Genomic DNA, 21,679 nt, shown 5'->3' on the forward strand with positions numbered 1-21,679 from the left:
CGCGAATCAGCTGGGGAAGGTGCCGCTGGTGGCGTTGATGAAACTACCGGTGATGGCCCCCGCCTGGTCGGAGGCGAGGAAGGTGGCGGTTGCGGCCACCTCGTCCAGTCGCGGGGAACGCTTCGTCATGCGCATCTGGTCGAGGTGATCGAGGACACCCTGGAAGGCGGTCTCGTCCATGGGCTCACCCCCGAAGGAGGCGAGCTTGGCCGGGGAGAGTGTCTCGGGGAGTCCAGCGGTCCAGATGCCGCAGACACGCACCCCTCGCGGGCCGATCTCGGCCGCGAGATTGCGAACGAGGGCATCGGTGGCCGCGTCGGCCATTCCGGTCGCCCCCATCATCGGACTTCCGTGTGCGGACCCGCTGTTCAGGGCGATGATCACCCCGGAACCCTGGTCGACCATGTGACGTGCGGCCGCTCGGGCGGTGACGTAGTTGGTGGTTACCGCGTTGCTGATGGGCGCGGTGATGTCCTCGGTCTTCATGTCGATCATCGGAGTGCCCTGGACTTCTCCGCGTGTGATCAGGTTGATCGAGATGTCCAGGCTGCCCGCATCGGCCATGATGTTCTGCGCGTGCTCCGCCACAGCCGCTTCGTCCATGGCATCCAGCGTGGTTTCCTGCGCGCTGCCGCCCGCCGATTCGATTTCATCGACGACCGCGCGCAACGACTCCTGGGTGCGTCCGGCCAAGTGGACTGTGGCACCCGCCGCGGCGAACGCTTTCGCCACGGCGCTGCCGATGGCACCCCCGGCCCCGTAGATCACAGCGTTCTTCTTCTGGAGCATGTTTGTGCGTCCTTCAGCGTTGTAATGGAACGTGGCGCTCGGCCACGTATCGGCCATCTGTTACGACGCACGAAGCAACCAGAACTCATCGCCGTGCCGATACCGGTTCACAGCGTCATCGATAACCCGAACGCCGGGAACAGGTGCGGTTCGAACGACGTGATCTCGACGATCTTCCCGTCCTGGATCCGTAGGACGTCGAGCACCTGAGCCCGATAGACTGTGGTGCCCGGCCGTTGGAGATATCCCGCGGAAGCGGGCTGCCGGTTCGCGAAGGTGGGCCGATGCTTCCAACGTCCGAGGTAATGCGGTGAGGTGGGATCGGTGGAAGGCCTGATGAACGACATCATGGCCTCACGACCGATGAACCACATCGGGTTGGGCGGCATGGTCAGCACCACGTCTTCACTGAGCAGGCTGGATATGGTGTCCGCGTCACCACGTTCGGCCGCGAGCATGTAGCGCTGCAGCACATCACGTTCGGTTTCGGAGACAGCCGTGGCGCCGTTCCACTCACTGCGCCTGCGAGGCAGGTGTTCGCGGAGAGTGGGGCGTGCACGCTGCAGTGCGCTGTTGACCGAAGCCGTACTGGTGTCCAGCAGATGAGCCGTATCGGATGCGGTCCATCCCAGAACGTCGCGGAGCAGGAACACCGCCCGTTGCAGCGGTGGTAGATGCTGGATCGCGACGAGGAAGACCAGCTCCATCGTTTCACGGGTCTCCACCGCGTTGTCCGGCTGTTCGTCCTGGGCGACCGCTTCCGTCAGCAGTTCGTCGGGATACGGCTGCAGCCAGGTCACCTTCGACGGCGGAGTCACGTCGCCCGCATCGCTCCCGCCCATGGGCTCGTAGCGCTGAGGTCTCCGCGAGTTCCGGCGCAGGAAATCCAGGCAGATGTTGGTCGCTATGCGGTAAAGCCAGGCCCTGAACGTGGAGCGCCCCTCGAAGTCCTGCTTGCTCCGCCAGGCACGCAAGTAGGTCTCCTGGACGAGGTCCTCGGAATCGTCGTAGGAGCCCACCAGGCGGTAGCAGTGCACCTGCAACTCGCGGCGATGAGGCTCGACCATACCCGCGAAGGTCCACTCGTCAGCGTCGGCGATGGACACAGCGGTGGTGCGCTCGTCTCCACTCGTCCGCAGCGTGATGTCTCCGGGGAGGGATTCCGTAACAGCTTGATGAGTAACGCTTTCAGAGTTGTGCTCCGCGGTGTTCACCTCGCCGGTGCCGAACTCCAGCTTCTGGGCGGCATCACGTGCACTTCGCGCCAGGCGCCGCAGTTTGCCCACGACACCGGCGAGCTCGGTGACATCGGAATAGAACTCCGTCGGAGCCTTCGGCGTCAGCTTACCCACCCGACTCTCGATATCGGAGATGAGTTTGTGCACCATCTCACCGTTGTCCGGGAGAGCGCGGGAGCGATAGGCCTGCTGCCGACACGCCGCCGAGCAGTAGACCGGGGAGCGCCCCCGCCTCTCGGGCTTTCGCGGCAGCGGTCGACCGCAATTGGCGCACTGAAATTCAGACACGAGCCACCGTCCCGATAGCGTCACACGGTAATTCCGTTACGCATTAACGCACACTCGCGACGAGGCGTAACAGGCGGGGCACTGTGCGAAGGATATTCGTGACGTTCGGTTGTGGTCCCTGTCGTTTGGTCCGTTCCAGCTTCCCGTGCGGTTCGTTGATCGTTGCCGTGCCTATCCGGTTACGGGGCTGCTCTGCTGCGAGATGAGCCACCATTGCTCATCGTGCAACACCATGATCCAGGTGGTCCTGACTTCACGATCCGTCGGCAGTTCCTGTTCGTGCTCCGCCAGCACACCACCTTGGGATATCACAACCGCCACGCTCTCGGTGAGCAATCTTATTTCGAGCGGCTCATCGACGAACCGAGAGTTCTTGTAGCGGCCCGAGAACGCCTCGGCCATGTAGGAGCGGATACTCTCCCTGCCGACCAACTGCTCGTCCCCGAACAGCACGCTGCCGTTTTCGGCGAAGACCTCGGCTACGCCGTCGGCGTCGTTGTTCTCCCATGCGGCGCGCTGCCGGAGCAACGTGGCCAGCACCACGCTCTGTTCCCCCTCGGTGAACTCCCCGTAGTAAGTGGCCCACTGCTTTGCCTGATCGACGAGCGAGGCTGCCTTGTCGGTCATGGAACTGTTCCTTCCTGGAGACTTCCGTATCGCCCATTTTCACCCAGCAAGATCTCTGTCGCGTCTTCCGGCATGCTTACCGGATTTCGTGAAACGCGGTTCCGGGCAACTACGGAGAGGACCTGGGCGCGAAACTGTGACAAGCTTCGCAGTGAACCGATCGACGATTTCCGAATATGGATTTCACCGGTTCGTTTCTAGCTACTCGGAAAGGGGAAAACATGTCCGTCACCGACCGGACGACCGAAGAACGTAGTGGACTCGACTCCTACTACGGGACGTTCACCGGCGAACGGGAGAAAGAGGTGTTGCAGGTACCCCTGCGCATGGTCGCGGCCTGGTCCCGCAACGACGCCGACGGCATAGCCGATGTCTTCACCGAGGAAGGAATCCTGATTCTGCCGGGTGACGTGCTGAAGAGAGGACGCCGGGAGATCCGGTCGTTCATGGCCGCAGCCTACGCGGGTCCCTTCAAGGACACCGGGGTCACGGGTAATCCGGTCGATGTTCGGTTCGCCTCGGACTCGGTAGCGCTCGTACGTACCCACGGGGGGATCCTGGCTCCGGGGGAGACCGAGGTCGCTCCCGAACTGGCCGTGCGTTCCACTTGGGTGATCGTGAACGAAAACGGACAGTGGCGACTGGCCGTCTACCAGAACAGCCCTCGAGGTGAAGGTGCGACTCTGCGCTGGTGACGCGCCTCGGTGGACACTTACCGCACCATCACACGGGAGACGACATTGCCTACCACCACTTCGTGGGGCAGCGCTGCACGGATACTCGCCGAGTCCGGCGTGGCAGAGGACACGTCGTTCTTCGGTCCTTTCACGGGAACCGACGAGAGAGCGGTGCTCACCGTCCCGATGCGGATTCAGGCAGCCTGGTCGGCGAACGACCCGGATGCTTTCGCCGAGGTCTTCGCGGAGAACGGCAGTTTGCTGCTGCAGGACAATCAACTGGTCGGCAAGGAGCGAATCCGCCAGTACATGAACGAGGGGTTCCGCGGTGATCTTCGTGGAGCCTGCGTGACCGGATGGCCGTTGGAGGTCAGATTCCTCGACACCGACGTGGCCATGGTGGTCACCGAGGGCGGCATCGTGCTCGCGGGCGAGCAGGAACTCGCGACGCAACGGCGGATCCGCGCCGTCTGGGTGATCGTGAAACGAACCGACGGTTCGGTGAAACTGCTTTCGCACCAGAGCAGTCCCGTCGGTGGCTGAGGCGTCACCAGGATTCTGGGAAAGACATACTGCTCCTCGGCGGTCGGACCGAGAAAATCGGTTTCGGTCGCCGGGGAGCAGTTTGCGTGTTGGGAGCGGTTCGTTGCTCCTAGGAGCAGTGCGTCGGGGACGGAGCTGCTCGACGCCGGTTCGGCGAGGCAGTTGGTGACGGCCCTGCACACGGGATTCTTCCGGTGGTTCGTACGATATGTGGTAGATCCGTGGCATTCAGTGACCGACGGGTAGTCACCCGAGTGTCCTGATCTCCTTCGATGCAACCGGGAGTGGTGCCGGGGTCGATGCGGAGTTCCACCGAGGGGTTAGTTCGCGCTGTAGTCACCAGCTCCACTCAGGATCGAAACGCGGATTCGAGGTCGCCACACCTGCTACGCCGATGTTGGGACCTGTTGGTGGATCACACCAGCCGGGCCAACACGCCCCGGGCAAACATGAAGTGAGGGCCCGGGCGCGGCGTGAAACCGCCCCCGGCCCCTCACTACCGGACTCTTGTCGAACCGGCCCCTCGGGTACCGGTTCGAATTCCCGGTCGTTGATCCGTCGAATCAGCTGATCCCCGATCCAGGAGGGCCTGCGCCGGCCGTCACGGCCGGCGCAGGTTCCGGAATCGCGGCTCGATCAGCCGAAGTGGATCGGCGTCCGGTCGAGCGCGACGATGTCAGCGTTGTAGACACCGACCTTGCACTGGGTCTCGGCGCAATCGATCGATACGTCGTTACCCGTTCCGACGTTGCCGACGAACTCCTTGTTCACGGTGAGCTCGGTCGTGAGATCACCGGAGCCGTCCGAAGTGGCTTCGACAACCGAGTCCGGGTCACCCGCACACCCGTTGTCCGTCATGCCGCACGGCCCGATCCAGTAGGTCTCGTTAGCCGCCAAGCCGGTAACGGTAGCCGTGATCGTGGCGCCGTCGGTGAGGCCACTGGAGGGTGCCACGGACAGCTCGGGCGCTGTTGTGTCGGCCGAGGCGGAGTGCACCCCCGCGATGAGCCCAGCGGTCGCCGCGGCGACCACACCGGCCTTGGCGAGCCGTGAGGTCCGACGTTTCAGAGTCATGTAGTACTCCGTTTCGTCATACAGACGAGGACATATGCGGATTCATTCAGAATTTGGGCGCCCCTGATGGAATCCTCGTCCAGGATATCCCACTAGAGGTTGATATTCCATAGTTTTTGGTCCGGTGTGCATCTTCGGGCAATCGACGAGAAAATTGGTTTTCGGTCGGCATTCGGAGAGTCGGGGTCATTCGAAAACCCTCACCGATACCGCCCTCCGTGTCGGATCTCACGGTCCCGACGAGCAACGGTGATTCCGTTTTCACATTACACGGGAAACAAATGTTCCGGCCGGGAGTACATGTTTCCCGGCCGGAACCGCGTCGGAGAGCGTGTGATGCTCAGGGTTGCGCTGCGGAAGCCCCCGAATCGCTTCCGGCGTCGGGAGCGGGTTCCGAAGAGCCCTGCGGGGCTCCGGTGGCCGCGATGTGGCGTAGTGAGGCGAAAGCGAGGACAGCCAGTCCCAGGAACACGGCGGCGCAGACGCCGGCCGTAATGTTGAGCGAACTTGTGAAGGCTTCCTCGGCGCTGTCGAGTAGTTCTTCACCCGCCGCGCCCGGGAATCGAGAGGCCGTCGAAACCGCTCCGGCCACGCTCTCCCGTGCCGCATCGCCGGCCGCGGTTGGTATCGAACCGGGAACTCTGATCTTCGTGTGGTAGACGGCTGCCGCGAGACTTCCCAACGCCGCTATGCCCAGAGCGGATCCCAGCTCGCCCCCGGTCGACTGCAACGAGGCCGCCGATCCCGCACGTTCCGGGGGAGCGGACTGCATGACGAGTTGATTGACCAGAACCCCGATCGGGCTGCCCCCGATGAAGACGATACTGGCCCCCGAGACGAGGAGCGGCAGGCCGCCGCTGGCATCGACCCGAGTCAGGACCAACATTCCGATCGCCGCGATCAGCATGCCCACGACCAGCACCGCGGCCGGACGGATCCGCTTTGCCAACGGTGTAGTCAGTTGTATTCCCACCACCATCGCCACAGCCGGGATCAACAGCCACAGGGCCGCCACGAGCGGGGAGAACCCTTCGACCAGCTGGAGGTGCTGTGTCATCAGTAGTCCCGTGCCAGCCTGGATCGTCGCGAAGAGCAGCCCCAGGATCAACGCACCGCTGACCGCTGGGATGCCGAACAGTCCGATGTCCAGCAAGGGGGTTCGCAATCGTCGCTGGCGGTACACGAACAGCACGCCGAAGACGACACCTACCACCAGAACCACAGCCGGTACCGCCGCCCAGCCGGATCTGGCCATCTCCTTCAATCCGTAGATGACAGGAAGCAGCGCAGCCAACGACAACACCACGCTGAACAGGTCGATCCTGCCCGCATCGGGGTTTCGGGAGTCCGGTAGCAGGAACGGACCGGTCACGACCACCAGCAACATGACCGGCACCGCGAGCAGGAAAACCGAGCCCCACCAGAACGAGGCGAGCAGCAGGCCGCCCACGACTGGGCCGAGTGCCACCCCCGCCATCATCGCGGTGGCCCAGACCCCGATCGCAGCACCCATCTGCTTCGGATCGGGGAACATGCTCATGATCAGTGCCAGGGTGGACGGCATGATCGTGGCACCCGCGATTCCCAGCAGCGCGCGAATGGCGATCAACATTTCCGGACTGGTGGAAAACGCCGCAATGGCGGACAAGACCCCGAAAGCGGTGGCGCCCGCGATGAGCACGTTTCGACGCCCGAGCCTGTCGCCGAGTGTTCCCATGGTAACCAGGAAACCGGCGATCAGGAAACCGTAGATATCGGTGATCCACAACTGTTCGGTGCTCGTCGCACCCAGATCAGTGCTCAGGTGCGGGAGCGCCAAAAACAGCACATTGATGTCCATCATTGCCAGCATGGTGGGAATGGCCAGTACCACCAGCCCGATCCATTCGCGCCGTCCGGCCAGGGGCGGCGCGACACCACTCTCGCTCGTGTTCATGGCTTTCTCCTAGTCAGGGCCGCTGCTCGACCGGACTGTCGTCGGCTGGCCGAAATTCCGTGACGTGGGATCCGAGGGTGACGGTGGCCGATCGTCGCGCTCCCCACCTGTTGTGACATCTTCTGCTGTGCTATCCCTTCCAAACCGTCGAAGAGCCCGTTCCCGGCACTAGTATTCGATGCTCCTGCCCAGCAGCACGGGTGAGAATGTCTCGTTGTCACGACGTCGTGGCGGTCGAGAACTCATCTGTGCGCGCCCCGGCGGTGGACTCTTGATACAGCCCGGATGACAGCTGCGATCGTCCGTTCCGGACGACGAAAGGTCAGCGTCTGCGGTTCTGCACCGTGAGCTTCTCCAGATCCGGGACCACGTCACCGGGGCCGGGCATCGCCATCCAGTCGTCGTAGAGCGCGGCGGCGTTCGCGTGGTAGGAGGGATCCGTGGCGACATGCCAGATCAGTTCACGCATCTCCTCGATGGACTGGGCTCGATGGTCCAGTCGTGCTCCGGATCCCTTGGAAAGCATGAACTCGGACACCGGGGTGGCTTCCACCTTTTTGGCGGGCAGCTCCCAGTGCGCCGTCGGTGCCGAGGCCTCACCTTCTTCTCGTACACCGAATTCCCACCCCAGTCGGTAGGTCCCGGCCTTCATCACGTTCGGATCGTCCTCCACGAGGCGCATGAGCAGGGACTCATCCGCCAGATCACATACAAGCTGAGGCACTTTCGCGGCCACCGCGGCTGAGTACGTACCGATACCGCCGTGATGAATCAATGCCGAACAGGTCGGCATCAGCTGGGGGAGCGGCACCCAGTCGATCGGCCGCACATTGTGCGGCACCTTTTTGACGTCGTGCAACTGTGCTTGGTCCAGGGTGGCAACCACTTCCAGGTCCTCCAGACCTTCGAGTGCCTGCAGTATCCTGGGGGTCCTGTCCCAGTCTCCGTTGATGAACCGCCGCGTGGATTCCCCCAGAGACATGGCGATGCGACGTCGGCCGAGCCTGCCGCAACATTCACACCGCTTGTTCTCCGGTGACTCGTGCAGCCACTCAGGGAACAGTTGTGGATCCACGTAGGGCACGTGCCGCATGGACAACTTCTTGGTACTGGTAGGCAGTCGTAGCCCATCGAGCATGGTTTCCACGCTCCACTGCCCGTACAACAGCTCCCGGTCCACCTCGAGCCCGTAGTGCTCTGCGAGCGGTCGGATGAGACTCGCCAGCGGATTCTCGTCGAGCCCCGCTGCACGTAGGTCGTCCCTGCGCTCCGCGAGACGATCCAGACACCACCCGAACATGTCATGGCCGATCAGGAATCGTGCGTGCGCGGCACCGGAGACCCGTGCGGCGACGGCACCCGCGGGATGCGTCGGATCCCAGAAAATCAGGTCCGGTTTCCACGTGCTGGCGAAGTCGACCAGGTCGGAGGCCTCGGACCGATCCAACCGCACGTAGTCCGAGACAGGCTGCATGAGGTACTGGTAGAAGACGATCCAGTGCTCCCGCTGCTCGGGCGTGAGCCCCAGGACTCGGGCATACCGATCAACGTCTTCGGGTGACCTGGGTGGGGAGCAGTCGTCGGTCAACCGCACGGGAGGTTGTTCGGGGTCTCCCAGACCGACGGGCGTGAGGCCGGTACGCACGATCAGCTCCGCGGAACTGACGTGCGTCGCTATCCGGACCTCGTGTCCCGCACTCTGCAGCGCCCAAGCCAGGGGGACCACCGGGTAGAGGTGGGCGAGCGAGTTGGGATAAATGGTGAATAGGACTCGCATCGAACTCCCTCGGATTCCGTGAGCATAGTCGGGTCTACCTCGCGTCAGGCGCACGTGCCGGGCCTCCGGAGTGGACGGGGCCACGTGCCGGGAGCAGAACTCGTCGGAAGGGCTCGGCGACGGGGACGATCATCAACGTCGTAGCGGAACCGGCCGACCTGACAGCACGATTCTGTGGGTGCGCGGAGAGGAAAACGTCTCCCAGCGTGCTGTCCTCACCGGCCGGGCAAGTGCCGGACCAGCTCCCGGAGTGCAAGCGAGAAGACGCACCGGACCGGGCTGCGGCCGGACAGTGGGTGGTAACCGACGGGAAAGCGTCCCTTCCGTGGCACAGCGTATCGACGGGGGACACGAATCCGCGACGTGGAGGAAACATGAGTACGTTCCGCCTGGACGAGAAGCTGAGTAGCTACGTCGTCGGTTCGTGCACGCCCCCGGAAGAAGCCGTGTCCAATCTGATTCGGCGCACCATGGCGCTCGGCGACGCGGCGGAGATGATGATTCCCGTCGAGCAGGCCGGTTTCCTGACGATGCTCACCCGGGTCTCCTCCGCGCGCAGGGTGATCGACGTGGGTACATTCACGGGTCTGTCCGCTCTGGCGTTCGCCCGGGGACTCGGCGAAGACGGAAAAGTCGTCACCTGCGACGTCACCGACGAATGGCTGTCGATCGCGTCCGAGCACTGGCGGTTGGCCGGCATCGACGATCGCATCGACTTCCGATGCGGCCCGGCGAAACGCACGTTGGAGGAGCTCGAGAACGAGGAAGCCGCGGACATCGTCTTCCTGGACGCGGATAAGACGTCCTATCCGCGTTACTGCGAGGCGGCGGCCCGGTTGCTGGCTTCGGGAGGGTTGCTGATCCTCGACAACGTGTTGCTGCACGGAACAGTGGTGGATCCCGGAAACGCCGAGGACGAGCTGGGCCAGTATGCCGCGGAGATCATGGATTCGGTCAGTGCGCGGCTCGCCGCGGACGAACGTTTCGACACGGTGATGCTACCCATCGCCGACGGGATGACCATCGCCCGCAAAAAGTAATCCCACGGGCGGATCGTCGAAAGGGCCCACTATGAGCGCGCATCAGGACCAGCGGTCCGACGAATCGTGCGGTACCCGTCCTCTGACGGGCGAGGAGTACCTCGAAAGCCTCAGGGACGGCCGAGAAGTCCACATTTACGGTGAAAAAGTCCGGGACGTCGCCGCGCATCAGGCCTTCGGCAATCCGGCGAGGATGGTCGCCAGGCTCTACGACGCTCTGCACGATCCGGCGACCAAGAGTCTGCTTACCGCACCCACCGACACCGGTAACGCCGGTTACACTCACAGCTTCTTCCGCACTCCACGCAGCGCGAATGATCTGATCGACGACCAGCAAGCGATCGCCACCTGGGCACGCAGCAGTTACGGCTGGTTGGGACGCAGTCCCGACTACAAGGCGTCGTTCCTGGGGACACTGGGTGCCAACGCCGAGTTCTACGAACCCTTCGAGGCCAACGCGAGGCGCTGGTACCGCGAATCGCAGCAGAAAGTACTGTACTGGAATCACGCCATCGTGCACCCCCCAGTGGATCGCAAAACGCCGGCGGACCGGGTCTCGGACGTTTTCGTTCATGCGGAGCGGGAGACGGACGCAGGACTGGTGGTCAGCGGGGCGAAAATGGTGGCGACAGGATCCGCGCTGTCACACTACAACTTTGTCGCCCACTACGGACTTCCGGTCAAGGAACGCAATTTCGCCCTAGTTGCCACCATTCCCATGAACGCGGAGGGCGTCAAGCTGATATCTCGCCCTTCCTACACCGCCGCGGCCGTGGCGAATGGCACCCCCTTCGACTACCCCCTGTCCTCCAGGTTCGACGAAAATGACTCGATCTTGGTGCTCGACAAGGTGCTCATCCCGTGGGAGAACGTGTTCGTCTACGGTGACCTGGGCAAGGTCCAGCTGTTTACCGCGGATTCGGGATTCATCGAGCGTTCCACGTTTCACGGGTGCACACGACTCGCGGTCAAACTGGAGTTCATCGCTGGACTGCTGGCCAAAGCGCTCGAGATCACCGGCACCGAGGACTTTCGCGGAGTGCAGACCCGTGTGGGTGAAGTCCTGGCGTGGCGCAATCTTTTCTGGGGGTTGTCGGACGCTGCGGCTCGCAACCCGAGCGAGTGGCGCGACGGGAGTGTCCTGCCGAACATCCACTACGGGCAGGCATACAGATGGTTCGCACAGATCGGCTACCCCCGAATCAGGGAGATCGTCCTGCAGGACGTCGCGGGCGCCCTGGTGTACACGAACTCTGGTGCCGAGGACTTTCACAACGAGGAAACCAGGAAATATCTGGAAACTTATCTTCGTGGTTCCAACGGTATCACGGCCGAAGACAGGGTCAAAGTCATGAAGCTTCTCTGGGACGCGGTGGGGACGGAGTTCGGCGGCAGACACGATCTTTACGAGAGGAACTACGCGGGAAACCACGAGAGTACTCGTCTGGACATGCTGTTCGGGCAGACCGCATCCGGGAAGATGGACGAATACCGCCAATTCGTCGAGCGATGCCTCGACGAGTACGACCTGGAAGGCTGGAAGGCCCCGGACCTTTCCGCGGGAACGACCTGGTGATACTGCGACCTGAACAACAGCCCCGGTCGATCCACAGAATTTCCGTATTGCTCGGTAATTTCGAGCGGCAGCGGACAGCAATGTGAAAGTCGCTCTCGCCGACGCGTGCCACGAAGATACTTCGGTGACACGGCAATTCGAAAGCATGACTCGTCCGACGGACCAGTCAAGAATACGGATTTTGATCATCAAAGAATTCGAGAGGTGCACACATGTCCAACTCGGAAAGCGATGCGCTGCTGCTGGAAGCCACTGATCTCACCCAGCCACAGACACTTCTCGCGAAGCTAGGGACCGGAAAACCGGTTCATCGTGTGTCCATGCCGGACGGGATGCCGGCCTGGTTGGTGACCGGCTACCGTGAAGCGCGTCGCGCTCTTTCCGATCCTCGCTTGGCGCGCAGCGATCAAGTCGCCAGTCCCGAGCTCAAACCGTACCTGAGTCTGTACAACGACGAGTTTTTCCGCCACTCCATGGTGTTCAACGATCGCCCGGATCACACCAGGATCAAAAAGGTCGTATCCCAGGCCTTCACCCCGCGGTACATGGAACGGCTCCGTCCACAGGTACAAGCCATCACCGACGAGCTCGTCGACGCGATCGCGGAAGAAGGTGGGACCGAGGTGCTGGAGTCACTGGCGGTGCCGTTGCCCAACTCGGTGATCTGCGACTGGTTCGGTGTCCCCGTGAAGGACCGAACCGAGTTCCGGAAACACTGCGGTGTCGTCACCGGATTGTCCGTTTCTTCGGACGAGAACGATCTGTTCGAGGCGGGCCGCTGGTTCGACAACTACCTTTCCGAGCTGATCGAGGAGCGCAAGAACAACCCCGGCGAGGACATGATCTCCGCAATCCTGGCCGGACAGGCGGAGGAAGCCACGCTGTCGGACATCGAGTTGCGATCCAACGTCTTCCTGATGTTGATCGGTTCGGTGGAAACCGCAGTGAACATGGTCGCTAACGGTACGCTCGCGCTGCTGCGCAACCCGGATTCGCTGCGACTGCTCCGCGACGACCCCTCTCGTATTCCGCAGGCGGTCGAAGAGATGTTGCGAGTGGATCCTCCCGTCGTGACCGTGGCCTACCACTTCGCCAAGGACCACGTGACGATCGGCGACGTCCAGATCGAACCCGGTGAGCACGTCGCGATCTCGTTGGCCGCCACCAACTACGACGAGCGCGAGTTCGCCGATCCCGCCCAGTTCGATCCACGCCGACAGAACGGCCATCTCTCCTTCAGCCACGGAATCCACTTCTGTCTGGGTGCGCCACTGGCTCGACTGGAAGGCGAGATCTTCTTCACCACCTTGCTGCGACGTCTGGAAAACATCGAGTTGGCCGTGCCGGAGGAGGAGCTAACATGGAAGCCGAGTTACTTCGTTCACCGCTTGGACAGGTTGCCGATCAGATACACGGCGACGAACGTCGGCGGTTGATTTCCATGATCGACAGCCCGAAACACATCGCCATCCACCGCCCCTGCCGATCACTCACTCCCGGTACCGGCAGGTGGTCAGGATGAAAGCAGCGGTGATATCGCAGATGGGTGGCCCGTGGCAGCTCAGCGAGGTGCCAACTCCTCACCCGGGTCCCGAGGACGTACTGATCAGGGTGCACGCCTGCGGGCTGTGCGGTAACGACGTTCTCGCAACCAACGGGATCCTACCCTTTCCCAGCATCGAACCGGCGATCACCGGACACGAACCGGTCGGTGAGATCGTCGAGGTCGGAAGCGCGGTAACTGAGCGCGCGGTAGGGGACCTGGTCGGGGCCACCTGGATCAGGGGGACCTGTGGAGACTGCGGGTACTGCCAGGCACGACCACCGCTGACGGCCACGGCCGCGTTCCGCTGCGCTGCTCCCGTATCGACAGGTTTCACAGTGCAGGGGGGTCATGCGGAATACATGGTCGCCGCCGCGTCGGAGACAGTGAGCATCCCGGACGGCCTCTCGCCGGAACTGGCTGCCCCGTTGCTCTGTGGAGGCTACACGGCCATCAGCGCACTACGCGCTTCGGAACCTCGCCGGGACGAACGTGTCGCGGTCCTCGGCATCGGCGGTATGGGGCATCTCGCTGTCCAGTTCTCCCGAGCCGCCGCCCTCGAAACGGTCGCCGTCACCAGTTCCGAGGAGAAGCACAAACCTGCACGGGAGCTCGGAGCCGATCTCGTTGTCGCGAGTGGTCCAGAACTGCGCGAGGTGGGCGGTGCCGACGTCATACTGGTAACCGGCAGTTCGTACCGATCAGCCACGGATTCCCTGCCCGCGCTCAGGGAAAACGGTCGAATGGTGCTCGCGGGCATCGATCCCGCCACACCTTTCACGATTCCGCCCGAGCACCCGTTCTTCGGGCTCGGCCAACGAATCATCGGCGCCACCCACCATGGCGAGCACCATCTCCGTGACGCTCTGGACATGGCTGCGTCCGGAACGATCCGTCCCATGGTCGAGACCTTCCCGAAGGAACGGGTTTCCGAGGCGGTTGACAAAACCGCCCGGGGTGACGTCCGTTTCCGCGCCGTGGTGACCTACTGAGCCGTTCGCGATACCGGCGAGCCGACGGGCGTCACCGACTCGTCACGCGGTCGCGATGCCCGTCGGAACGCCGTGACGACGCGCACTGCGACCTGGCGGGAACGGAACCGTGGTACCGCCCCTTTCGGGAGAGGGGGTGGTTCTGGTTACCGTCACTTCGCTCACCGCAGTTTCGTGGATGACCTCGGGACTCTGACCCGCCGAGCCCGACCGGGCAGCCTGCCGTGAGCAGAGCAACCGGACGGTGAAACGTCGTGTGTCGATTCCGATTCCGTACCGAACACTTCCGTTCTTCGGTGCCGGGGAAACTGGACACCTCCGAAGAAGACCGAATCACCTTTCCGGTGCATTCTGAGCAGCACACGGCTCAGTGGCCGTGCTGTTGGCGCGACACCGCGGAAATAGATATGACGATTGATGTGGACAGGCGTGCACGACGGAAGGCAGTCGATGGGAAGCGAACGGATCGCGATCGTCGGAATCGGTCTCTGTTACCCCGACGCCGAATCTCCGGATGAACTCTGGGAGAACGTGCTAGCCGGAAGGCGAGCCTTCCGGCGGATACCCGACGAACGTTTAAATCGCAGCGATTACTGGTCACCGGCCCCCGAAGCGCCGGATCGGTTCTACACGGAGTACGCCGCCGTGCTACGTGATTTCGAGTTCGATCGCGTGCACTACAAAGTGGCGGGAAGTACCTACCGCGCCACGGACCTAACGCACTGGCTCGCACTCGAGGTGACAGCACGGGCGCTGAGGGATGCGGGGTTCGGAAACGGATCGGGGCTGCCACGTGAATCGACCGGAGTCGTACTGGGCAACAGCCTGACCGGTGAGTTCTCGCGAGCTGCCAACACCCTGCGGCTGAGGTGGCCCTACGTCCGTCGGACCGTCGCGGACTCGTTGACCTCGAAAGGCTGGGACGACCACGAGATCGCTGATCTCCTCCGAGACCTCGAAGAGCGCTACAAGGCTCCGTTCCCCGCGATCAACGAGGACTCTCTCGCCGGGGGGCTCTCGAACACGATCGCGGGAAGAATCTGCAACCACTTCGACCTGCACGGTGGTGGCTACACCGTGGACGGAGCTTGCTCCTCCTCCTTGCTCTCCGTGGCAACCGGAGCCAATGCCCTGGTCGAGGGCGACCTGGACGTCGTGCTCGCCGGCGGAGTAGATCTCTCCATCGATCCGTTCGAGATGATCGGCTTCGCCAAAACCGGCGCGCTCGCCAGCAACGAGATGAAGGTCTACGACCGTGACTCCAACGGTTTCTGGCCTGGTGAGGGGTCGGGCGTGCTCGTTCTCATGCGCCATCGGGACGCCCTGGCGCGCGGGTGTCGGATCTACGCATCGATAACGGGCTGGGGAGTGTCCTCCGACGGCAAGGGCGGCATCACCCGTCCGGAAGCGGCGGGACATCGACTCGCACTGCGGCGCGCTTACCAACGAGCCGGTTACGGCCCCGGAACGGTTGGCTATTTCGAGGGTCACGGCACAGGTACAGCGGTCGGCGACGCCACCGAGATCGAAGCGTTGTCCTCGGCACGCGACGAGGACGATCCCACCGCGGCACCCGCGGCACTGAGCACGATCAAGGGCAACTTCGGACACACCAAGGCCGCCGCGGGAGCAGCAGGACTGATCAAGGCGAGTCTCGCCGTGTTTCACCAGGTGATCCCCCCGGCCACCGGACACCGGAACGCTCATTCGGCCCTGCACGGCGACTCCTCGGTATACGTGCCGAGCGAGGTGGGGACATGGACCGCGGGGGCTCCGGTACGCGCTGGCGTATCAGCCATGGGATTCGGGGGCATCAACACGCACGTCACCTTGGAGGGAGAAGCCGGAGTACGACGTGTCGCTTCTCCTGATCTCCGGACATCGCGTGCGGTCACCGGTAGGCAGGATCGCGAGATCCTGATGTTCGATGCGGAAACTCGCGACGAGCTGCGAGAACGAGTCGCGCGATGTGCTCGGCTGGCGACACGGCTTTCGTACGCGGAAGTTGCGGACATGGCTGCCGAACTCTCGCGGGAGCTGTCGGGAGGTCCACAACGCGCCGCCGCTGTCGTTTCCGGACCCGACGATGCCGCACGAGCGCTCGACAGGTTGCGAGAGGCACTCGACAACGGCGCGGAGAGTTCATTCGACCAGCGCGAGGGGGTCTTTCTCGGAAACAGCGAGACAGAACCCCGCATCACGTACCTATTTCCCGGTCAAGGAACCGGTGGCGGTACTGCCGGAGCGCTGAGACGACGCTTCCCGGAAGCGGAGTCCGTCTTCGCCACCGCAGATCTGCCAGCGGCACAGGACAATGTGGCGACCGAGGTCGCGCAGCCGCTCATCGTGACGAACTCACTCGCCGGGCTGCGCGTGCTGCACAAGCTCGGGATCGAAGCGGACGGGGCGGTCGGACACAGCCTCGGGGAGCTGACGGCTCTGCACTGGGGCGGAGCCTTGGACCAGCAGCAGCTGGTCCGGCTGGCGACGATTCGTGGCGCGGTCATGGCCGCTGAGAGCCAGGCCGAGGGGACGATGGCGGGACTGTCCTGCTCACCGAAGGAGGCACAACGTTTCCTCATCGGCACGAACGTCGTCATCGCGGGGTACAACGGGCCACGACAAACCGTTCTCGCAGGCGGCACGAACGAGATCGAGGAAGTGTGCGCGACCGCTGCCGCACGAGGGGTGCAGACGAGCAGCCTCAACGTCTCACACGCGTTCCACTCACCACTGGTCGAACCCGCTGCCGCCGTGCTCGACGACCGGCTGGCTCATTTCGAGTTCCTCGAACCACGCGGAACAGTCTTCTCGACCGTTACCGGTGAGAGGCTGCGTCCCGGGCAGGATTTGCGCCGATTGCTGCGGGAACAGATCACCAGCCCGGTGCGGTTCCAACAAGCAGTCGAACAGGGCTCGCACAACTGCGATCTGCTCATCGAGGTCGGCCCGGGCAGAGTGCTGGGCACTCTGGCTCGAGAGATCGCACCGAACACCGAGACAGTGTCGATGAGTACCGACAGCGACTCGCTGTCCGGTCTTCTCGGCGTTGTCGCCGCGGCCTTCGTATGCGGACAGCAGGTGAACACCGCCGCATTGTTCGAAGACCGTGTGGTTCGCCCGCTGTCGATCGATTCCGATCCGGAGTTCCTGACGAACCCATGCGAGCTTGTACAGGAGCTGCCCGACGGGTTGGTCGACCGTGAACCTGCGAGAACCGAGCGGGACGAGCAGGACAGCCACACCAGGACGAGTACCACCCCGGGTGCCCCACCGGGTGAGATGACCGAGCCAGGAGGAACTCTCCAGCTGCTTCGTGAACTGGCCGCCGAACGTGCCGAACTGCCGTTGGAAGCGATCGGTACCGACACTCATCCGCTGGATGATCTGCATTTGAGCTCCATCACCGTCGGACAGCTGGTCAACGAGGTGGCCAGGGCAACGGACAGGTCCCTCGTCGAATCGGTGCCGAGCTTCGCCACGGCACGGTTGGGCGAACTGGCCGAGATGATCGACGGCATCGCCGAATCCGCGGCGGACGGCGACCGCCCAGCCGTGGGTGAGGTCTCCGGAGTGGCGTCCTGGGTCACTCCCTTCGCCGTTGAGTATGTGGACGAGCCCGCTCCGGCGCCGGGGGGCGTCGGCGAACCGGGGGAGTGGACGGTCTTCACCACCGAGAACCATCCGCTCGCGAAACCGCTGGAACGCGCACTCAGCTCTGCGAACGTCGGGGCCGGCGTCTTGCTGTGCCTGCCTCCCGACTGCGATGAGCAACATGTCGAACTGTTCCTGGCGGCAGCACGCGCCACGACGAACGGCACTCGATTCGTGGTGGTGCAGCAGGGACTCGGGGCATCCGGGATGGCCAAGACCCTGGTGCTGGAACACCCCTCGATCAAGACCACGATCGTGGAACTCGCCGACGTCACCTCGGCGGGAGACATCGACACCCACGTGGACCAGGTAGTGCGAGAGGTCGCCGCCACCACGGAATTCGCAGAAGTCAGTTACGACTCCGCCGGAAGACGTCGGGTGCCGGAACTGATCGCGGTAACCGACTCCGAGCCCCACGAGCAGCTACTACTCGACGAGACGGACGTCCTGCTGGTAACCGGTGGCGGTAAGGGAATCACCGCCGAATGCGCACTTGCCGCGGCGAAGGATTCCGGTGCACGGCTCGCGCTGGTCGGACGCGCCGAACCGGAGCAGGACGCTGATCTCACCGCCAATCTGAAGCGACTGACCGAGGCCGGGGTCGAGTACCGCTACCAGCGCGCCGATGTGAGTGACGAAGAACAGGTCCGTGCTGCTGTCGGTGAACTCCAGCAGGAACTCGGTCCGGTGACAGCAGTCATGCACGGAGCGGGGTACAACGCGCCCGCAGCACTCTCCACGCTCACCGGGGAGGAATTCCGGAAAGCCCTGCTTCCCAAGGTGCGAGGGCTGGAGTCGGTGCTGCGAACTGTCGGGACGAGCGGCCTCAAACTGTTGGTCACCTTTGGCAGCATCATCGGACGAGCGGGGCTGCGTGGCGAAGCTCACTACGCGACGGCGAACGACTGGATGAGTGAGCTGACTCGACGTTTCCAGGCGGAGAATCCGCATGTTCGTGCGATCGCGATGGAGTGGTCCGTGTGGTCGGGCACCGGGATGGGTGAACGTCTCGGCGTCGTCGAAGGACTCAGCCAAACAGGAATCACCCCGGTGTCGACACGGGACGGCATCGATCTGTTGCGGCGCGCGTTGAACAGTTCGCCGACGAATCCGGTTATGGTGATCTGTGGCCGGATGGGCGGCATGAGCACGTTGCCGATACGGAGACCAGAGCTCCCGCTGACGCGGTTCGTGGAGCGGATCGCGGTGCATTATCCGGGTGTCGAGCTCATCACCGAGGCGGACCTGTCGAGCAACAACGATCCGTATCTACGTGATCACGAACTGGACGGCCAGTTTCTGTTTCCCGCCGTGCTCGGCGTGGAGGCGATGACGCAGGTCGCCGCGGCACTCGCGGGACGTACCGACGCGCCACTCCTGGAAGGAGTCGAGTTCCTGCGCCCGGTCGTGGTCACCCCGACGGACACGAACACGATTCGCGTCGCTGCACTCGTGCGGGATCCCGGCACAGTCGATGTGGTCCTGCGAACTTCGGAGACCGGATTCGGGGCCGATCATTTCCGTGCTCGGGTACGTTTTCCCAGCCCGAGTATCCCAGCTGCAGCCGTCGAACCACGACCGGAGCTACCGCTTGTCGCCGTGGATCCGGCCTCGGAGCTCTATGGTGGATTGCTGTTCCAGGGCAAACGCTTCCAACGGTTGCTCGGATACCATCGCTCGGCAGCCAGGCATGCCGTGGCGGATATCGACACGCGTGGCGAGAGCTCCTGGTTCGCACCGTTCCTGCCGCAGGAACTGCTGCTGGGTGATCCGGGGACGAGGGACACGCTGATGCACGCGCTCCAGTGTTGCGTCCCCGACGCGACGCTGCTTCCCGAACGTGTCGAACGGCTCTACCCCGCGGGTCAGATCGACCAGGACTCCGGACCACTCGTGCTCGACGCGAGCGAGCTATTTCAGGACGGCGACAGCTACGTCTACGACCTGATGGTCCGCACCACGTCCGGCAAGGCAGTGGAACGATGGGAGGGACTGAGACTCCGCGCCGTCCGCAGGAACGACGGCCGCGGCCCCTGGGTGCCACCCATGCTGGGGCCGTATCTCGAGCGCTTCCTCGAGAATGTGCTGGGTGGCAACCGCGCGATCGTGGTGGAACCGGACCCGGAGGAATCGTCACACCCCGACGTCCGCAGGCGGTCGCAAACCGAGCTTGCCGTGAGTCGTGCACTCGGTCGCCCGGTCCGGTTGAACCACAGACCGGACGGCAGACCGGAGGTTCCGGACGCCGAGGTATCCGCCTCGCACGGTGCGGGGCTGACGCTTGCTGCGGTGAGCTCCGAGCCGGTCGGGTGCGACGTCGAACAGGTCGTGGAACGAACGGTCGATGACTGGACCGGTCTCCTCGGTCCCGGCTTGATGGGGCTTCATGACCTGGTGACGCGCGAATGCGCAGAACCTCCCGCGGTAGCCGGCACTCGGATATGGAGCGCACTGGAATGCCTGCGAAAGAACGGCTCGATGACGAAAGCACTTGTGCTCGAACGGGTACACACGCCCGAGTGGGTGCTGTTTTCGGCGGGTGGATCCCGAATAGCCACCTTCGTGACGAACGTCGAGGGCCGCGAAGGTCCGGTAGTGTTCGCTTTCCTGGAAGGCAGAGAATGAATAAGTCGGACTACTACGAGATCAGGCACGTCATTGGATTCGAGGAAACCAACCTGGTCGGCAATGTATACTATGTGAATTACCTGCGCTGGCAGGGTCGGTGCCGCGAGATGTTCCTCCGGGAGAAGGCTCCGGGGCTTCTTGCGGAACTACGTGACGACCTGAAGCTCTTCACGCTCAAAACCGAGTGCGAGTTCTTCGCCGAAATCACCGCTTTCGAAGAGCTCTCCATACGCATGCAGCTCGAGGAGATAACCCAGACACAGATACAGTTCGTTTTCGACTACGTAAGGCTCGGAGAGGTGAACGAGAGCCTCGTGGCCAGGGGGCGGCAACGCATCGCCTGCATGCGTGGCCCGAATTCGAACACTGTTCCCACACGCGTTCCCGCCGAGCTGCGGGCGGCTCTCACCTCCTATGAAGCGCCCTGAAGCAGCAGGAACGGAGTGGATCACATGTTCAGCGAGAATCACGCACCGACCGGGCGAGACGTGCGGATCACGCCGACTTCGCCGCATCCCCGCTCCAGGGATGATCCGACTTCGCTGCGTGCCGTGATGTCCCGCTTCGCCACGGGTGTCACCGTGCTGACCGCGGGCGGAAGCAGGGCGCACGGAATGACGGCAAACTCCTTCAACTCCGTATCGCTCGACCCGCCGTTGGTGCTGTGCTGCGTATCCCGGACGGCCAGAATGCACGCCAGCATAGCAGCCTCCTGCTCGTTCGGTGTATCCGTGCTGGCCGACGATCAACGGGAACTGGCCCGGTACTTCGCTGACAGGACGAGGCCGGCCGGATGGCGGCAGTTCGAAGGTGTGGGGTGGAAGGACGGCCCGTTCACCGGGGCTCCACTGCTCGACGGTTCACTGGCCTGGCTGGAATGCGAGTTGGCCGATGTCCACGAGGCAGGGGACCACTCCATATTCCTCGGTAGCGTACTCGGTTCAGGTTGTGGCGCGGACTCCGGTGCTCTCCTTTTCTGCGGCGGAGATTACTACGACATAAAGACGAAGAGGCGAGAGGAAAAACGATGAGCGAGGAGTGCAGCCGTTCCGAGGAAGAACGCATGGCGTACACGCGGAACGGCAACGGATTCCTGATGCCAGGGGGCTTCACCGAACCGGCCAGGCGCCTGGCTCGCGGGATTCGCTGGAGCGACATTCTTGCCGAAATGGAGCGAGAGGAACGAGAACGAAACATCGCCTGAGTGGCGGTCCCGTGTACGTCCGGTGGACTTGTCCCGATGAACGAGTGATCACCGGTGTGAAGGAGGCCATCCGCGAGGAGCCCGGAGCAAGCA

16 protein-coding genes are annotated in these 21,679 nt (G+C 63.3%); 10 read left to right on the plus strand and 6 right to left on the minus strand.

The annotated features are described in order from the left end of the window. Window positions 1-6: 6 nt before the first annotated feature. From BLR41_RS06440 to BLR41_RS06450, 3 genes are all read right to left on the minus strand, one after another. Window positions 7-789, minus strand: a complete 783-nt coding sequence (locus BLR41_RS06440; protein ID WP_218119961.1) for an SDR family NAD(P)-dependent oxidoreductase — start codon at window positions 787-789, stop codon at window positions 7-9. A gap of 107 nt (window positions 790-896) precedes the next feature. Next, the gene (locus BLR41_RS06445) at window positions 897-2,315 is read right to left on the minus strand and encodes a sigma-70 family RNA polymerase sigma factor (protein WP_092627058.1); all 1,419 of its coding nucleotides are present in this window, start codon (window positions 2,313-2,315) and stop codon (window positions 897-899) included. A gap of 171 nt (window positions 2,316-2,486) precedes the next feature. Then, a complete protein-coding gene (locus BLR41_RS06450; RefSeq protein ID WP_092627059.1) occupies window positions 2,487-2,942 on the minus strand; it encodes an SgcJ/EcaC family oxidoreductase in 456 nt (151 codons plus the stop codon). Between the two features lie 221 nt (window positions 2,943-3,163). On the opposite strand from BLR41_RS06450, the gene BLR41_RS06455 reads away from it, so the two are divergent. Both BLR41_RS06455 and BLR41_RS06460 read left to right on the plus strand, forming a co-directional pair. Continuing rightward, the gene (locus BLR41_RS06455; protein ID WP_092627060.1) at window positions 3,164-3,637 is read left to right on the plus strand and encodes an SgcJ/EcaC family oxidoreductase; all 474 of its coding nucleotides are present in this window, start codon (window positions 3,164-3,166) and stop codon (window positions 3,635-3,637) included. 45 nt (window positions 3,638-3,682) lie between these two features. Further along, window positions 3,683-4,162: an SgcJ/EcaC family oxidoreductase gene (locus tag BLR41_RS06460; protein WP_092627231.1), complete on the plus strand. Its 480-nt coding sequence runs from the start codon at window positions 3,683-3,685 to the stop codon at window positions 4,160-4,162. A gap of 636 nt (window positions 4,163-4,798) precedes the next feature. Here the strand turns inward: BLR41_RS06460 and BLR41_RS06465 are convergent. From BLR41_RS06465 to BLR41_RS06475, 3 genes are all read right to left on the minus strand, one after another. Further along, window positions 4,799-5,236 (minus strand): enediyne antibiotic chromoprotein, encoded by a 438-nt coding sequence (locus BLR41_RS06465; protein ID WP_092627061.1) that lies wholly within the window; start codon window positions 5,234-5,236, stop codon window positions 4,799-4,801. Between the two features lie 340 nt (window positions 5,237-5,576). Beyond that, window positions 5,577-7,172: an MFS transporter gene (locus BLR41_RS06470; protein ID WP_092627062.1), complete on the minus strand. Its 1,596-nt coding sequence runs from the start codon at window positions 7,170-7,172 to the stop codon at window positions 5,577-5,579. 322 nt (window positions 7,173-7,494) lie between these two features. Then, window positions 7,495-8,949: a nucleotide disphospho-sugar-binding domain-containing protein gene (locus BLR41_RS06475; protein WP_092627063.1), complete on the minus strand. Its 1,455-nt coding sequence runs from the start codon at window positions 8,947-8,949 to the stop codon at window positions 7,495-7,497. A 374-nt stretch (window positions 8,950-9,323) separates the two neighbouring features. On the opposite strand from BLR41_RS06475, the gene BLR41_RS06480 reads away from it, so the two are divergent. From BLR41_RS06480 to BLR41_RS22785, 8 genes are all read left to right on the plus strand, one after another. Next, a complete protein-coding gene (locus tag BLR41_RS06480) occupies window positions 9,324-9,989 on the plus strand; it encodes an O-methyltransferase (protein WP_092627064.1) in 666 nt (221 codons plus the stop codon). 31 nt (window positions 9,990-10,020) lie between these two features. Continuing rightward, a complete protein-coding gene (locus tag BLR41_RS06485; RefSeq protein WP_092627065.1) occupies window positions 10,021-11,565 on the plus strand; it encodes a 4-hydroxyphenylacetate 3-hydroxylase N-terminal domain-containing protein in 1,545 nt (514 codons plus the stop codon). A 212-nt stretch (window positions 11,566-11,777) separates the two neighbouring features. Continuing rightward, window positions 11,778-13,001: a cytochrome P450 family protein gene (locus BLR41_RS06490; RefSeq protein WP_092627066.1), complete on the plus strand. Its 1,224-nt coding sequence runs from the start codon at window positions 11,778-11,780 to the stop codon at window positions 12,999-13,001. Window positions 13,002-13,083: 82 nt separating this feature from the next. Beyond that, window positions 13,084-14,100, plus strand: a complete 1,017-nt coding sequence (locus BLR41_RS06495) for an alcohol dehydrogenase catalytic domain-containing protein (protein WP_092627067.1) — start codon at window positions 13,084-13,086, stop codon at window positions 14,098-14,100. A 450-nt stretch (window positions 14,101-14,550) separates the two neighbouring features. Beyond that, the gene (locus BLR41_RS06500) at window positions 14,551-20,379 is read left to right on the plus strand and encodes a type I polyketide synthase (RefSeq protein ID WP_092627232.1); all 5,829 of its coding nucleotides are present in this window, start codon (window positions 14,551-14,553) and stop codon (window positions 20,377-20,379) included. Beyond that, window positions 20,376-20,810: an acyl-CoA thioesterase gene (locus BLR41_RS06505; RefSeq protein WP_092627068.1), complete on the plus strand. Its 435-nt coding sequence runs from the start codon at window positions 20,376-20,378 to the stop codon at window positions 20,808-20,810. The genes BLR41_RS06500 and BLR41_RS06505 overlap by 4 nt, the downstream gene beginning before the upstream one ends. 24 nt (window positions 20,811-20,834) lie before the next feature. Beyond that, on the plus strand, window positions 20,835-21,413 hold the full coding sequence (locus BLR41_RS06510; RefSeq protein ID WP_092627233.1) for a flavin reductase family protein: 579 nt from the start codon (window positions 20,835-20,837) through the stop codon (window positions 21,411-21,413). Beyond that, window positions 21,410-21,586 (plus strand): DUF6222 family protein, encoded by a 177-nt coding sequence (locus BLR41_RS22785; RefSeq protein ID WP_176797852.1) that lies wholly within the window; start codon window positions 21,410-21,412, stop codon window positions 21,584-21,586. The genes BLR41_RS06510 and BLR41_RS22785 overlap by 4 nt, the downstream gene beginning before the upstream one ends. Window positions 21,587-21,679: the final 93 nt, after the last annotated feature.

Origin of the sequence: Actinopolyspora mzabensis (assembly GCF_900101095.1) — a bacterium.
GTDB classification, from domain to species: Bacteria; Actinomycetota; Actinomycetes; order Mycobacteriales; family Pseudonocardiaceae; genus Actinopolyspora; species Actinopolyspora mzabensis.